The organism is Mesorhizobium sp. MC2-1-1 (genome assembly GCF_057597255.1).
The window spans coordinates 4,634,638-4,650,223 of sequence record NZ_CP195205.1 but is presented as its reverse complement, the minus strand read 5'-3'; the positions used below and the strand labels follow the sequence as shown (position 1 = coordinate 4,650,223).

Annotated in this window: 12 protein-coding genes; 11 read left to right on the top strand and 1 reads right to left on the bottom strand. The window is 64.3% G+C overall.

From position 1 onward, the window contains the following. Window positions 1–127: 127 nt before the first annotated feature. Genes pheS through ACR64R_RS23075 form a run of 4 tightly spaced genes read left to right on the top strand, consistent with a single transcriptional unit; the run spans window position 128 to window position 4,678 of the window. The gene (pheS, locus tag ACR64R_RS23090; RefSeq protein ID WP_487358570.1) at window positions 128–1,180 is read left to right on the top strand and encodes a phenylalanine--tRNA ligase subunit alpha; all 1,053 of its coding nucleotides are present in this window, start codon (window positions 128–130) and stop codon (window positions 1,178–1,180) included. Further along, window positions 1,177–1,629, top strand: coding sequence for a GFA family protein (locus ACR64R_RS23085; RefSeq protein WP_487358569.1), 453 nt, complete (start codon window positions 1,177–1,179; stop codon window positions 1,627–1,629). Before pheS ends, ACR64R_RS23085 begins: the two co-directional genes overlap by 4 nt. Further along, window positions 1,626–4,034, top strand: a complete 2,409-nt coding sequence (gene pheT, locus ACR64R_RS23080; RefSeq protein ID WP_487358568.1) for a phenylalanine--tRNA ligase subunit beta — start codon at window positions 1,626–1,628, stop codon at window positions 4,032–4,034. Before ACR64R_RS23085 ends, pheT begins: the two co-directional genes overlap by 4 nt. Before the next feature lie 41 nt (window positions 4,035–4,075). Next, complete coding sequence (locus tag ACR64R_RS23075; protein ID WP_487358567.1) at window positions 4,076–4,678, top strand: nucleotidyltransferase family protein; 603 nt, start codon at window positions 4,076–4,078, stop codon at window positions 4,676–4,678. 39 nt (window positions 4,679–4,717) lie between these two features. On the opposite strand, the gene ACR64R_RS23070 is transcribed toward ACR64R_RS23075, so the two are convergent. After that, window positions 4,718–5,713, bottom strand: coding sequence for an aldo/keto reductase (locus tag ACR64R_RS23070; RefSeq protein ID WP_487358566.1), 996 nt, complete (start codon window positions 5,711–5,713; stop codon window positions 4,718–4,720). Window positions 5,714–5,809: 96 nt separating this feature from the next. Between ACR64R_RS23070 and ACR64R_RS23065 the strand changes: the two genes are divergently transcribed. From ACR64R_RS23065 to ACR64R_RS23035, 7 genes are all read left to right on the top strand, one after another. Continuing rightward, entirely contained in the window at window positions 5,810–6,700 is an 891-nt protein-coding gene (locus ACR64R_RS23065) for a LysR family transcriptional regulator (RefSeq protein ID WP_487358565.1), read from the top strand. Window positions 6,701–6,742: 42 nt separating this feature from the next. Continuing rightward, the gene (locus tag ACR64R_RS23060; protein WP_487358564.1) at window positions 6,743–7,312 is read left to right on the top strand and encodes a cytochrome b; all 570 of its coding nucleotides are present in this window, start codon (window positions 6,743–6,745) and stop codon (window positions 7,310–7,312) included. A gap of 67 nt (window positions 7,313–7,379) precedes the next feature. Continuing rightward, window positions 7,380–7,955 carry a YceI family protein gene (locus tag ACR64R_RS23055; RefSeq protein ID WP_487358563.1) on the top strand — a complete coding sequence of 192 codons (576 nt, stop codon included), beginning with the start codon at window positions 7,380–7,382 and terminating at the stop codon, window positions 7,953–7,955. Between the two features lie 70 nt (window positions 7,956–8,025). Then, window positions 8,026–9,012, top strand: coding sequence for a Gfo/Idh/MocA family protein (locus tag ACR64R_RS23050; protein ID WP_487358562.1), 987 nt, complete (start codon window positions 8,026–8,028; stop codon window positions 9,010–9,012). 42 nt (window positions 9,013–9,054) lie between these two features. Next, window positions 9,055–10,710 (top strand): FAD-binding dehydrogenase, encoded by a 1,656-nt coding sequence (locus ACR64R_RS23045; RefSeq protein ID WP_487358561.1) that lies wholly within the window; start codon window positions 9,055–9,057, stop codon window positions 10,708–10,710. A 304-nt stretch (window positions 10,711–11,014) separates the two neighbouring features. Further along, window positions 11,015–15,085 (top strand): Pls/PosA family non-ribosomal peptide synthetase, encoded by a 4,071-nt coding sequence (locus tag ACR64R_RS23040; RefSeq protein WP_487358560.1) that lies wholly within the window; start codon window positions 11,015–11,017, stop codon window positions 15,083–15,085. Next, window positions 15,082–15,552 (top strand): GNAT family N-acetyltransferase, encoded by a 471-nt coding sequence (locus ACR64R_RS23035; RefSeq protein ID WP_487358559.1) that lies wholly within the window; start codon window positions 15,082–15,084, stop codon window positions 15,550–15,552. The genes ACR64R_RS23040 and ACR64R_RS23035 overlap by 4 nt, the downstream gene beginning before the upstream one ends. Window positions 15,553–15,586 lie beyond the last annotated feature (34 nt).

Genomic DNA, 15,586 nt, shown 5'->3' with positions numbered 1-15,586 from the left:
TGATGTAACCAAATTGGCATCCGCGTAACCAAAATGGTGCCGCACGCTTCAATGCCAGTCATCCAATCGAGAGAGTTTCGCCTTGAACGCCACCGATGGAAATCTTGAAACCCTTGAAGCTTCCCTGATGGCCGACATCGCGGCTGCCGCCGACGAGCCGGCGATCGAGGCGGTGCGCGTCTCGGCGCTCGGCAAGAAGGGGTCGGTCTCCGAAATGCTGAAGACGCTGGGCGCGATGAGCGCCGAGGAGCGGCAGGTGAAGGGCCCGGCGATCAACGGCCTGAAGAACCGCGTGACCGAGGCGCTCGCGGCACGCAAGGCGGAGCTGAAGGACGTGGCGATCGCCGCCCGGCTCGCCGCCGAGAAGGTCGATGTCACGCTCCCTGTCCGACAGTCGCCTGCCGAGCGCGGCCGCATCCATCCGATCAGTCAGGTGATCGACGAGATCGCGGCGATCTTCGGCGATCTCGGCTTCTCGATCGCCGAAGGCCCGGATATCGAAACCGACCATTACAACTTCACCGCGCTCAACTTCCCGGAAGGGCATCCGGCGCGCGAGATGCACGACACCTTCTTCTTCCAGCCTGACGAAAAGGGCGAGCGCAAGCTTTTGCGCACGCACACCTCGCCCGTGCAGATCCGCACCATGGAGCGGCAGAAGCCGCCGATCCGCATCGTTATCCCCGGCAAGACCTACCGGCAGGATTCCGACGCCACGCATTCGCCCATGTTTCATCAGGTCGAGGGGCTGGTGATCGACAAGACAGCCAACATTGCCAACATGAAGTGGGTGCTGGAAGAATTCTGCAAGGCCTTCTTCGAGGTGCCGTCGGTCAAGATGCGCTTCCGCCCGTCCTTCTTCCCGTTCACCGAGCCCAGCCTCGAGGTCGATATTCAGTGCGACCGCTCGCGGCCCGGCGAAGTGCGCTTCGGCGAAGGCTCGGACTGGATGGAGATCCTGGGCTGCGGCATGGTGCATCCGAACGTGCTGCGCTACGGCGGGCTCGACCCAGACGAATACCAAGGCTTCGCCTGGGGCATGGGCATCGACCGCATCGCCATGCTGAAATACGGCATGCCGGACCTGCGCGCCTTCTTCGACGCCGACGTGCGCTGGCTGTCGCATTACGGTTTTCGGCCGCTCGACCTGCCGACGCTGTTCGGGGGGCTGTCTGCGTGACGGCACTTCACACCGGCGGCTGCCGCTGCGGCGCGGTGCGGTTCGAGGTATCAGCCGAGCCGCACCACATCAGCTATTGCCATTGCGGCGACTGCCGGCGCGCCAGCGGCGCGCCGGTGTCGGCCTTTGTCGGCTTCATGGCCGACCAGGTCGCGCTCAACGGCAAGTCGCTGAAAAGCTACCGCAACGGCCCGGTGGAGCGCTCGTTCTGCGGCATCTGCGGCTCGCCGATCGCCTATGTCGACCAGCGGCTCGACAACAGGATCTATTTCATGCTCGGCGCCATGGACATGCCGGCGTATTTCAAGCCGACGCAGCATGCCTATGTGCGAGAGCAACTGCCCTTCCTGCACATGCCGGACGATCTGCCCAGACATCTGAAGACCAGCGTGCCCCGACCCAAGCAACACATGCCGGACGGGCAAGGACCAAACGGAACCCAGTCATGAAATTCACCCTCTCCTGGCTCAAGGACCATCTCGAGACCGACGCCTCGCTTGGCGAGATCGTCGAGCGGCTGACCGCGATCGGCCTCGAAGTCGAACATGTCGACGACAAGGCGGGGCTGAAACCCTTCGTCATCGCCAAGGTGCTGACGGCGGTGCAGCATCCGGATGCAGACCGGCTGCGCGTGCTGACCGTCGACACGGGCAACGGCAAGCCGCCGGTGCAGGTGGTGTGCGGCGCGCCGAATGCCCGCGCGGGGCTGGTTGGCGCATTCGCCGCGCCCGGCACCTATGTTCCGGGCATCGACGTTACGCTCTCGGTCGGCAAGATCCGTGGCGTCGAAAGCCACGGCATGATGTGCTCGGAGCGCGAGCTTCAAATCTCCGACGAGCATAACGGCATCATCGACCTGCCGCAGGATGCGCCGGTCGGCACCAGCTTCGCGGCCTACGCGCATCTCGACGATCCGGTCATCGAAATCAACCTGACGCCGAACCGCCCGGACGCGACAAGCGTGTACGGCATCGCGCGCGACCTCGCGGCGAGCGGGCTCGGCCGGCTGAAGACCGCGGCGGTCGAGGCCATTCCCGGCAAGGGCGAGACGCCGGTGAAAGTCACGATCGAGGCGCCCGAACTCTGCCCCGGCTTCGCGCTCAGGCTTGTGAAGGGCGTCAAGAACGGCCCGTCGCCGAAATGGCTGCAGCAGCGGCTGATCGCCATCGGATTGCGGCCGATCAGCGCGCTGGTCGACATCACCAACTACGTCACCTTCGACCGCGGCCGGCCGCTGCACGTCTTCGACGCCAGGAAGGTCGCCGGCAACCTGGTGGTGCGCCGCGCACGGGATGGCGAAAAGGTGCTGGCGCTCGACGGCCGCGAATACACGCTGACGCCGGAAATGTGCGTGATCGCCGACGACAACGGCGTCGAGTCCATCGCCGGCATCATGGGCGGCGAGCATTCGGGCTGCGACGAGAACACCACCGACGTGCTGATCGAATCCGCGCTCTGGGACCCGATGGCCACGGCCCGCACCGGCCGCACGCTCGGCATCATCACCGACGCGCGCTACCGCTTCGAGCGCGGCGTCGACCCGGAATTCATGGTGCCCGGCGTCGAGCTCGCGACCAGGCTGGTGCTCGATTTCTGCGGCGGTGAGCCGACCGAGATCGAAATTGCCGGCTATGCCGGACACAAGCCGATGATCGTGTCCTTCCCGCTTTCGGAAGTGAAGCGGCTGACCGGCATCGAGGTGCCCCGTGCGGAGAGCCTGGACATCTTGACCCGTCTCGGTTTCGCGCTGCAGGGCTCGGGCGACGTCGTCGAGGTGACGGTGCCGTCCTGGCGGCCGGATATCGACGGCAAGGCCGATCTCGTCGAGGAGGTGATGCGCATCCACGGTGTCGACAATATCGCGCCGCAGCCGCTCACCTCGCATGACGCCGTCAACGGCAAGATCCTGACGACGCTGCAGGTGCGCACCCGCGCGGCCAAGCGCGCGCTGGCCGTGCGCGGCATGATGGAGGCCGTCACCTGGTCGTTCATCCCGGCAAAGCACGCCGAACTGTTCGGCGGCGGCCAGACGGCGCTGAAGCTTGCCAACCCGATCGCTGCCGACATGTCCGACATGCGGCCTTCGCTGCTGCCCGGCCTGATCGCTGCCGCGCAGCGCAATGCCGACCGCGGCATCGGCGATGTGGCGCTGTTCGAGGTCTCCGGCACCTATGAGGGCGACTTGCCCGACCAGCAGCGGCGCGTGGCCGCCGGCGTGCGGCGCGGAACCGCCAGGCTTGAAGGTTCGGGGCGCAGCTGGGCCGGCAATGCCGGCCCGGTCGGCGTGTTCGACGCCAAGGCGGATGCGATCGCGGCGCTTGAAGCCTGCGGCGCGCCGGTCGACCGGCTGCAGATCGAGCCCGGCGGACCGGCCTGGTATCATCCTGGCCGTTCCAGCACGATCAAGCTCGGGCCCAAGACGGTGCTCGGCACCTTCGGTGAATTCCATCCGAAGACGCTGGACGGTTTGGACGCCTCAGGTCCGATCTGCGGCTTCGAGGTGTTCGTCGACGCCGTGCCTGAGCCGAAGGCCAAGCCGACGCGCACCAAGCCAAGGCTCGAACTTTCGCCATTCCAGGCGGTGAAGCGCGATTTCGCCTTCGTCGTCGACAAGGCGGTAGAGGCCGGCACGCTGGTGCGGGCGGCTTTGGCCGCCGACAAGAAGCTGGTCACCGGCGTTTCGGTGTTCGACGTCTTCGAAGGCGCGTCGCTCGGCGCTGCCAAGAAGTCGATCGCCATCGAGGTGTCCATCCAGCCAGTGGAAAAGACGCTGACCGACGAGGATTTCGAGGCGCTGGCCAAGCGGATCGTCGAGAACGTCAACAAGCAGACGGGCGGCGTGCTCAGAGCCTAAGCCATTGCGGAGCGATGGCGAATCGCCCTCCAAAAGGGGCGATGGACCATCTCCGCTATTCCGGGCTTTCCTTCGAGGAACAGCGCGCGGCTTTCCTCGCCATCGTCGCGGCGGACCCGCTGCTGGCCGAAACGCTGGCGCGGGCGCGCCACCTCGCACTGCCGGATTGGCTGGTGGTGTCCGGCGCGCTCTACAACAGCGTCTGGAACCATCTGACCGGCAAGCCGCCGGGCTACGGCATCAAGGATGTCGACCTGTTCTATTTCGACGACGCCGACCTTTCCTACGAGGCCGAAGATGCGGTGATTCGCCGGGCGGAGAAGCATTTCGCGGGGTTGCCGTTGCCGGTCGAGGTGCGCAACCAGGCGCGGGTGCATCTGTGGTATCCGCAAAAATTCGGGCAGGAATGCCCGCGCTATGCAAGCGCGAGCGAGTCGGTGAGCTATTTCGCATCGAAGACGCATGCGGTTGGAGTGCGATACAGGCGGGATGGAGCGCTGGAATTGGTGGCGCCGTTCGGGCTCGACGACATCTTTTCGTTTCGCATCACGCCGAACCGGGTGCTGGATAATCAGCGGACGCATGAGGCGAAGGGCAAGCGGGCGCTGGAGTGTTGGCCGGAGATTGAGGTGGTGGCTTGGTAGGATAACCCGGCAAAAAGGGGCGCCGAAGCGCCCCTGCCGCTACCCATTCACCAGCGCCAGCAGTTCCTCCGTGTAGCGCTTGCCGATCACCTTGTCGGGCGACAGCGCATCCCCTATCGCAGCTACTTCCGCCGTGCTGAGCTCGATCCCCGCCGCCGCCGTATTCTGCTCCAGGTGGCGCATCTTCCGCGCACCGGGGATCGGCACGATGAAGTCGCCCTGGTGCAGCACCCAGGCCAGCGCCAGCTGCGCCGTTGTCATGCCCTTCTCGGCAGCCATCTTTTCCAGCACTGCGATAACGACGTTATTGGCTACCATCGCTTCGGCCTGGAAGCGCGGCAGGGTCAGGCGCCAGTCGCCGGCGCCAAGCGCGTCGGGCTTGCCGATCGTGCCGGTAAGCAGGCCACGGCCGAGCGGGCTATAAGGGACAAAACCGATGCCGAGCTCGCGGCAGACGGCGAAGACTTCCTCCTCCGGATCGCGGCTCCACAGCGAATATTCGCTCTGCACTGCGGCGATCGGGTGCACGGCATGCGCCCGGCGCAGCGTGGCAGCACTCACTTCCGACAGGCCGAGCGCCCGCACCTTGCCCTCGCGCACCAGTTCGGCCATGGCGCCGACCGTGTCCTCGATCGGCACGTTGGGGTCGACGCGGTGCTGGTAATAAAGGTCGATCACGTCGGTATCGAGCCGCTTCAGCGAGGCTTCCGCCACCGCCTTGAGGTGCTCGGGACGGCTGTCGAGGCCGACCATGCGGTCGGTGCCGGAGCCGTGCTCGGAAATCTTGAAGCCGAATTTGGTGGCGATGGTGACCTTGTCGCGCACCGGCTTCAGCGCCTTGCCGAGCAGGATCTCGTTCGCGAAGGGGCCGTAGACTTCGGCGGTATCGAAGAAGGTCACGCCGATCTCGACGGCGCGGCGCAGCGTAGCGATGGCTTCCGCCTCCGGCTGGCCGCCGTAAACAAAGCTCATGCCCATGCAGCCGAGACCGACGGGGAAGACTTCGAGTTCAGTTCCTAGCTTGCGGGTTTTCATCACGCATCTCCTTGTTGCGATACGAGGGAGATACGGCCTTGCGCTTCGTTCGATAATTGGTTCTCTTTTGCACGGCTTGCTCTATAAAATGGAACAATGAACCGGACCAATCTCTCCCAGCTGGCGGTGCTTGCCGCCGTCGCCCAATGCGCCAGCTTCCGCGGCGCCGCGCGCGAGCTCGGCATCGCGCCGTCGGCGGTCAGTCACGCGGTGTCGAGCCTGGAGGCGCGGCTCGGCGTGCGGTTGCTCGCCCGCAGCACGCGCAGCGTCGCGCCGACCGAGGAGGGCGCGCAGCTGCTCGAACGGCTGCGGCCGGCGCTTTCCGAGATCGACCTGGCGCTGGAAACGGCGGCCGAGGCGCGCGACAGGCCGGCCGGCAATCTGCGGCTCAGCGTGCCGCGCACCGCCGCGCATCTTGTGCTGACGCCGCGGCTCGGCGCCTTTGCCGCCGCTTTTCCCGAGATCGTGCTGGAGATCGTCATCGAGGACCGCTTCACCGATGTGGTCGAAGGCGGTTTCGACGCCGGCGTGCGGCTCGGCGAAAGCCTGCAGCGTGACATGATCGCGGTTCGCATCGGGCCCGACCTTCGCGGCGCGGTTGTCGGCGCGCCGTCCTATTTCGCGACCATGCCGAAACCGCGCCATCCGCGCGAGCTGGTCGACCATCGCTGCATCCGCTTCCGTTTCTCCAGCGGCGTCCTTTATCGCTGGGAATTCGAGAAGGACGGCGAGGAAATCGAGATGGCGGTGGAAGGACCGCTGATCCTCGACGAGGATCATCTGATCGCCCAGGCGGCGGTCGACGGCGCAGGCCTGGCCTTTGTCTTCGAGCCTTATGTGCATGCGCCGCTCGCCGACGGACGATTGATACGCGTGCTGGACGACTGGTGCCCGTCCTTTGATGGCTTCTTCGTCTACTATCCAAGCCGCAGGCAGATGCGGCCGGCGCTGAGAGCGTTCGTGGATTTCTTCAAGGTGAGCGGGTAGCCGCGACCGGAAGAAAGTCGCAAGCGAGAGCGTTTGCGCTCCATGCAATCCTTCACCAACACCGCGACCCGCTATGGCTGGGCGATGATCATCCTCCACTGGCTGATCGGCATCATCTTCATCGGCCAGTTCGTGCTCGGCTTCGTCATGGTGCGCACGACAAGCCAGCGGACGTCCTTCGAGCTCATCCAACTGCACAAGTCCTTCGGCTTCCTGCTGCTGGGGCTGATCATCCTGCGCATCGCCTGGCGGCTCGGCAATGCGGCGCCGCCCTTGCCGGCTTCGGTCGGAACGCTGGAGCGCAGGACTGCACCCCTCGCCCATGTCGTGCTCTACGCCTTTCAGATCGCGCTGCCGCTCTCCGGCTGGGCGCTGGTTTCCGTATCCACGCTGGAAATCCCGACCATGCCCTTCGACCTGTTCGTGATGCCCAATTTGCCGCTGGCCGAATCCGATGCCGCGGAAAGCTTCTGGGCGGCGGCGCACTGGTATCTCGCTTATGCCGGGATCGCGCTGGTGGCCCTGCACGTGGCGGCGGCGCTGCGCCACCATTTCATGCTGCGCGACAGAGTGCTGACCCGGATGATCACACCTTCGTCAGACGGGGAATAGAACCGCCCCATCATTCGTTGGTGGGGCGAGAACGCAGAAGAAGCGTATCTGCGGAAGGAACGAAACCATGAATGCGCGCATCCTCGGATTGGCGGCTTTTGCCGCTTGCCTCGCAATGCCTGTCTATGCGGCGGCGGCGCTCAGCGACGCCGCCGGCAGCTACACGATCAGCCCCTCGGGCTCCACGATCCGCTTCACCATCGGCAAGGCCGGCGGCGGCGGCTTCGACGGCGCCTTCGGCCGTTTCAAGGGCACGATCCGCATCGACAATGGCGATGTCGGCCGCTCGAAGGTCGACCTCACCATCTATCCCGAAAGCGTCGGAACAGGCCAGGGCCGCATCGACGCCTTCCTTCGCTCCGACGCTGTGTTCGACGCCGCCAACAATCCGGAAATCCAGTTCCGCTCGACCAGCGTGACCCGCACCGGCGACACGACGGCGCTGGTGACCGGTCGTCTGACGGCGCGCGGCAAGACGTTCCCGGAAAAGTTCAGCGCCGAGCTCGACGGATTGAAATCCGGCACCATCAAGTTCCACGTCACCGGCAAGGTGCTGAGGTCGCGCTACGGCATGGATGTCGGCACTCCGCTTTATTCCAATGTCGTCGACTTCGACATGACGCTGACGGGCAAGAGGGGCTGATCACCCGCATTGGCTTTTCCGTCGATTTCGGGCAAACCTCGTCGCCTGTAAACCGACATGGAGAAGCGTGATGTTCCGATGGGGTGTTCTGTCGACGGCAAAGATCGGCCGCGAGCATCTTTTGCCTGCGATCGTCGACTCCGAAAACGGCGTCTTGTCGGCGATCGCCAGCCGCGACCTGTCGAAGGCCAGGGCTTTGGGCGACCGTTTCGGCGCCCGCCATGCCTTCGGCTCCTATGAGGAATTGCTTGCCTCCAAGGAGGTCGACGGCGTCTACATCCCGTTGCCTACCTCGCAGCATGTCGAATGGACGGCGAAGGCGATCGAAGCGGGCAAGCATGTGCTGGTCGAGAAGCCCCTCGCGCTCGACGCCAAGGACATCCCCCCGCTGATCAAGCTGCGCGACGAAAAGAAGGTGCTGGTCTGCGAGGCCTTCATGGTCGTCTACCATCCGCAATGGATCAAGGTGCGCGACCTCATCGCCAGCGGCGCCATCGGCCGGCTGCGCCATGTGCAGGGCGCGTTCTCCTATTACAATGTCGACCCCAAGAACATGCGCAACCAACTCGATCTTGGCGGCGGCGCGCTGCCCGACATCGGCGTCTATCCGACGGTGTCGACGCGTTTTGCGACCGGCAAGGAGCCGCTGCGCGTGCAGGCGACAATCGAGCGCGACAAGACCTTCGGCACCGACATCTATTCCTCGATCCGCGCTGATTTCGGCGACTTCGAACTGTCCTTCTACCTCTCCACGCAGATGGCGGCGCGGCAGGTGATGGTGTTCCACGGCGAGAAAGGCTTCATCGAGGTCTTCGCCCCGTTCAATGCCGGGCTCTACGACCACCACCGCATCGAGCTGCACAACCAGAACCACAGCGAGGCGCAGGTATTCCGCTTCCCGGGCACGCAGCAATACCGGCTCGAATGCGAAGCCTTCGTGCGCGCCGCGCAAGGCGGCAAGGACCGCGTCTTCGCGCTCGAGGAATCGGTGCTCAACCAGAAGGTCATCGACGCCATCTTCCGCGCCGGCGAGAAGGACGGCTGGGAGAACGTCTAGGCGCCACGCTATAAATTTGCCGGCTAAGCCTGGGGAGGAGAGATGGCTGACGCGGACGTGATCATTGTCGGCGCGGGGCTTGCGGGCCTCGTCGCGGCGGCCGAACTGGCGCAGGCCGGCAGGAAGATCATCATCGTCGACCAGGAACCGGAACAATCGCTGGGCGGCCAGGCCTTCTGGTCGTTCGGCGGCTTGTTCCTCGTCGATTCGCCCGAGCAGCGGCGCATGCGCATCCGCGATTCCCACGACCTCGCGCTGGAGGACTGGATGGGCACGGCGGCGTTCGACAGGCCTGAGGATTTCTGGCCGCGCAAATGGGCGGAAGCCTATGTCGGCTTCGCCGCCGGCGAGAAGCGCTCCTGGCTGGCCGAGCGGGGGTTGAAATTCTTCCCCGTCGTCGGCTGGGCCGAGCGCGGCGGCGGCAACGCGACCGGCCACGGCAATTCGGTGCCACGCTTCCATATCACCTGGGGCACCGGCCCTGGCTTGCTGGAGCCGTTCGTCGAACGCGTGCGTGAGGCGCAAAAGCTGGGGTTGGTCGAGTTCAGCTTCCGCCACCGGGTCAACGAAATCATCCGCACTGGCAACACCGTCACCGGCGTGCGCGGCGACGTGCTGGAGCCGAGCAGCGTCGAGCGCGGCCGCAAGAGCTCGCGCAACGTGACAGGAGACTTCGAGCTTCATGCGCAAGCGGTCATCGTCGCGTCCGGCGGCATCGGCGGGAATCACGACCTGGTGCGCCAGAACTGGCCGCGTCGCCTTGGCGCGCCGCCGGAGCGCATGATCAGCGGCGTGCCGGACCATGTCGACGGCCGCATGCTGGCGATCACCGAGGCGGCCGGCGGCTCCATCATCAACCGCGACCGCATGTGGCACTATGTCGAGGGCATCAAGAACTGGTCACCGATCTGGACCGACCACGCGATCCGCATCCTGCCCGGTCCCTCCTCGCTGTGGCTCGACGCGTGCGGCAAGAGGCTGCCGGTGCCGCTCTATCCGGGTTTCGACACACTTGCCACGCTCAACCACATCATGGGCACCGGCTTCGACTATTCCTGGTTCATCCTGACCAAAAAGATCATCCAGAAGGAGTTCGCGCTGTCGGGCTCCGAGCAGAACCCCGACCTCACCGGAAAAAGTTGGCGGCAGGTGCTGGGCCGCGCGACAAGCGGCATTCCCGGCCCGGTGAAAGCCTTCATGGAAAAGGGCGAGGATTTCATTGTGGAGGCCGACCTTGCCAAGCTTGTGGCGCGCATGAACGCGCTGGCCGGTGGCGAGCCGCTGCTCGATGTCGCGCAGGTCGAACGCGAGATCCGCGCCCGCGACATGCAGCTCGACAATCCTTTCTCCAAGGATGCGCAAATCACCGCGCTGCGCGGCGCGCGCGCCTATCTCGGCGACAGGATGATCCGCACCGCCAAGCCGCACAAGATGCTCGACCCGGCCAACGGCCCGCTGATTGCGGTGCGCCTCAACATCCTCACCCGCAAGACGCTGGGCGGGCTGCAGACCGACCTCGACAGCCGCGTGCTCGACGCTGAGGGGCAACCGGTGCCCGGGCTCTATGCAGTCGGCGAGGTCGCCGGCTTCGGCGGCGGTGGCGTGCACGGCTATGCGGCGCTGGAAGGCACCTTCCTCGGTGGCTGCATTTTCTCCGGCCGCAGCGCGGGACGGGCGGTGGCGAAGGCTGTCGCCTGACGGTGAAGTCCGTCCATGGCCAACGCGTTGCGGCTTCGGGTTTCGGTAAGTTAGCCGTCGCCGAAATCAGCCGTTGATCGCCGTAATGCGACATGACCTGATCAAATATTCGTGAAGTCGCCTGATCGTCACGGATCGGCCATCAGGGTAGCGACATAGCGCCAGCGGAAATCGGCCCAGTTCTGTTCCGACACGCCCGGCCAGGCCGGTCGGCCACGAGGGGACTACTGGTCCGGCATCGCCATTTCTTGTACTTTTGCCAATCACTGCATGTGCGGGCCAGCACTCGTCCGCGGGGTCACCAATGTCGCTCAATGAAGTACCCAAGCCCGTCCGGCAGAAGTCGCGCGTGGTCAAAGCAATTGCACAATCCCCCGGTCGCGAGCAGATCCTCATCGGCCCCGATTTCGTCCAGAAAGGCGAACCTCATGAGCGGCTCGACCGCTTCTTCGGCGACCTAGCCAGCCGCTTCGACGCCGCGCCCGCGGTCATTTCCGGCGGCCGTGCCTGGTCCTACCGCGAGTTGGACAACCGTGCCAACCAGTTTGCGCATCTCCTGATCGAGCGCGGCGTGAAGCCCGGGGATCGGATCGGGCTTTTGCTGGATCGCTCCGCCGAAACCTATATCGCGGTGCTTGCCGTCATGAAGGCTGGGGCGGCGTTTGTCCCGTTGGCCACAGCGTTTCCCGAAGATCGCATGGTGATGATCATCGAGGATGCCAACGTCACTATGGTGATCAGCGTTTCCGGCTATGCCGCGCGCGTGGCACGCCTGCCGGTGCCGCACATTTCGGCCGACTCGGCGGAATCCGAAATCGCGCTCCAGCCTGAAACGGTGCCGTTGCCGGACGGCAGCGAGGATCAAACCTGCTACATCCTCTACACGTCGGGCACCACAGGCAAGCCTAAGGGCGTGGTCATCACTCACCAAAGCTTCTGCAACTTCATCCGCGTCGCGGCGACTTCCTACGGATATCAGCCTGGCGACCGGGTGTACCAGGGCATGACCATCGCTTTCGACTTCTCCTCGGAAGAGATCTGGGTGCCGTTCGCAGCCGGCGCCACAGTTGTGCCTGCGCCCGGCCAGCAGCCTCTCGTTGGAGAGGAACTGGCCAGTTTCCTGCGCGAGCACAACATCACCTGCATGGCCTGCAGCCCCACTCTGTTGTCGTCGATCGAGACCGACGCGCCGAGTCTCCGCGCGATCCTGGTCGGCGGAGAGGCATGCTCGCACAAGCTGGTCGTGCGATGGGCGAGGCCCGGCCGCCAAATCCTGAACACCTACGGCCCGACCGAAGCCACAGTCACCGCCACCATGGCCTTGCTGACGCCGGACGAACAGGTGACGATCGGCAGGCCGCTTCCCACCTATTCCATAGCCATTCTCGACCCGAAGGAGCCTAAGGTACTCACCGGCGGCGAGTTGGGCGAAATCTGCATCGGCGGCATGGGCGTGGCGGTCGGTTATCTCAACAGGCCGGAACTGACGGACGAGAAATTCATCCATGATTTCGTCGGCCTGCCCAACAACCCCAGCGGCCGCATATATCGAACAGGGGACCTTGGCCGCATCAACGACACGGGCGAGATCGAATATCACGGCCGCATAGACACGCAGGTGAAGATCCGCGGGTATCGCATCGAACTGGGCGAGATCGAGAGTGTAATGCTGGATCAACCGGGCATCGCCCAGGCGGTGGTCACAACATGGGAGATCGAGCCCGAGCGCACGGAATTGGTAGGCTATTACGCCCCCAAATGCGGCCGGGACGGCGTGGATCGCACCGCGCTGGTGCAGGAACTCAAGCGGCGGCTGCCCGATTACATGGTTCCAGCCTATCTGGAGCAGCTACCCGCAATCCCGATGACGGTGTCCAACAAAGTTGACCTGCGAAAGCTGCCGAAGCCGACCAGCGCCCGCGTTGCCGCGGGCCATGCGATGATCGACCCGCGCAACGAGGACGAGAGGTTTCTGGTCGACACGCTGCAGGACGTGTTGAAGTTCGAGGATATCTCGATCGAAGATCACTTCTTCGATGATCTGGGCGCTAACTCCTTGCTGATGGCGCGGTTCTGCGCGCGCATCCGCTCGCGCAAGGCGTGGTCCACGACATCGATGCGCGACATCTACCTGAACCCGACGGTCGCCAAGCTCGCCGAGCATCTGCGGGCGCCGCAGTTGGCCGCGGTGGCTGCGAGCGAGCCGATGCTGACGCATCGCGCCTCGAATTTCGCCATCTGGGCTACGGGCTTGGGCCAGCTCGTGTTCTATGCAGCCTACTCCTATGCCGCGCTCTGGCTGGTCAATGACGGGCTCAGCTGGGTCTATGACGCGCTGGACGACGCGCCGAAGCTCTATATGCGCTGCGTTGTTCTGTCGGCCGGCGTGTTCTTCGGGCTGAGCGGCTTCGCCGTCGTCGCCAAATGGCTGCTGGTCGGCCGCTGGAAGGCCGAAACCTTTCCGATCTGGGGCTGGCGGTACTATCGCTTCTGGATCGTGAAGACGCTGATCCGCAGCGCTCCGGTGGTGCTTTTTCGTGGCAGTCCGCTCTACAGCCTCTATCTACGCCTCCTCGGCGCGCGTCTCGGCAGCCGTGCGGTGGTCGAGTGCCGGGCCGTTCCGGTTTGCACCGACCTGATCACCATCGGCGACAACTCGATTCTGCGCAAGGACTCGACGATCCTTGGCTTTCGGGCCCAGGCCGGCTACATCCATACCGGGCCGGTCAATATCGGCAACAACGCCTTCGTCGGGGTCGGCTCCACGCTCGACATCGACACGCGCATGGCCGACGGAACCCAGCTTGGCCATGCCTCGTCACTGCATCGCGGGCAGTCGATCCCCGCCGGCGAGCGGTGGCACGGCTCGCCGGCTATCCCGACCGAGGCGAACTACTGCACCGTTCCTAACGTCCCGATGACGAGATTGCGCCGCTTCATCTACGAGGCGATCCAGCTCTTCATCCTCTTTGCGATCGTCACGCCGTTCCCGCTGCTGTTTCACAGTTACTGGGAAAATGTCGGTGACGATTACGACGAGACCATCGGCGTCGTGGCGATCGGCACGACCGTGACGGTGGTCGGCTTCATCGTCGGCGGCGTGCTCTTGGCGGCGATCGTGCCGCGGCTGTTCAACCTCATGCTGAAGCCTGGTCGGAACTATTCGCTCTACGGGTTCCACTACTGGCTGCAGACCATGCTCGAGCTGATCAGCAACGTGCGGCTGCTGAATGTGCTGTTCGGCGACAGCTCGGCGATCATCTACTATCTGCGCGCCATAGGCTGGAAATTGAACAAGGTGGATCAGACCGGGTCGAACTTCGGCACCAACCAGCGGCACGAGAATCCGCAGCTCAGCGAGATCGGTTCGCACACGATGGTCTCCGACGGCCTGTTCATGGTCAACATGCAGAAGTCGGCCAACTCCTTCCGCCTTGAGCATACGCGGGTCGGCGAACGCAACTTCTTCGGGAACAACATTATCTATTCACCGGATTCCCATGTCGGGGACAATTGCCTGCTCGGAACCAAAGTCCATGTTCCGGTGGAAGGCCCCATGCGCGAGAATGTAGGCCTTCTGGGTTCGCCGCCGTTCGAAATTCCCCGCATGGTCAATCGCGACAAGGAGCTTCTCGGATTGATCTCCGACAAAGAGCGCAATCGCCGCCTGCCGTTGAAGAACCTGCATAACCTGGTCACCGCGTTGATGTTCGTAGCCGCGCAGTGGCTGATCCTGTTCCTGACCCTCGCCATATGGGACCGGGCGCTCAACTACTATACTGAATGGGGGGCGACGGCCCTCTTCGTGGCGGTGATGTTGACCACGGCGATCGGCATCCCGTTCTACATCTTCCTCGAACGGGCCAGTCTCGGCTTCCGTCGGTTGAAGCCGAGGATGGCGACGATCTACGACCCGGTCTTCTGGCGGCACGAACGTCACTGGAAGCTGTCCGATTCGCCGATCATGGGCCTGTTCACCGGCACGCCGTTCCGGCCGATCATCCTGCGCATGCTGGGTGTCAAGGTCGGGCTGCGGCTCTATGACGGCGGTTGCATCATCACCGAGCGGTCGCTGGTGGAAATAGGCGACGACGTGACGCTCAACGAAGGCTGCGTGATCCAGCCGCACTCGCTCGAGGAAGGCGCGTTCAAGTCCGACTATATCCGTATCGGCAATGGCTGCACGCTGGCACCATCGTCCTTCGTCCATTATGCCGTTGTGATGGGCGAAGGCTCCGTGGCAGACGTCGACTGCTTTGTCATGAAGGGCGAGGTGCTCGAGCCGAACACTGTCTGGCGCGGTAACCCAGCGAAGCTCTACGGCGTGGTGACCCCGATCGATGCGCGCGCAATGGAAATCGGACACGCTCCGTGACCAGACACGTCGTCGAGCCCGATCGCCCGGTTGTGCTGGAGCCAATCGGCAAGGGCAACCGGGCGGAGGTACTTGCTCTCGAACTTTTGCCGGAGCAACAAAGGCGGATCGCCTCCAACGGAGAGTGCTTGGCGGAGGCCAGCCATGATCGGGAGGCCATCGCGCGTGCCGTCATCGCCGCCGGACAGGTCGCCGGATTCCTGATGTACAGCGCGGCGGAAGGCGATGACCAGGCGATGGTCTACCGTCTCATGATCGACTGCCGCGAACAGGGCAGGGGCCCGGGTCATGCCCCGGTCGCCAAGGTACTGAAAGAGATAGCGCGCCTCTGGCATATCCGCTGCGCTTCGATCTGCTACGAGCCTGACAATGAGCCAACTCGCCGCCTCTATTCCCGCTTCTGGTTCGTGGAACAGGGACTGGACGAGGACGACGAGATGATCGCCGTGCTTGAGTTGAGCCGATAGCAAGTGCCCGCCTCTTCCGAAAGCGAACCGCTTG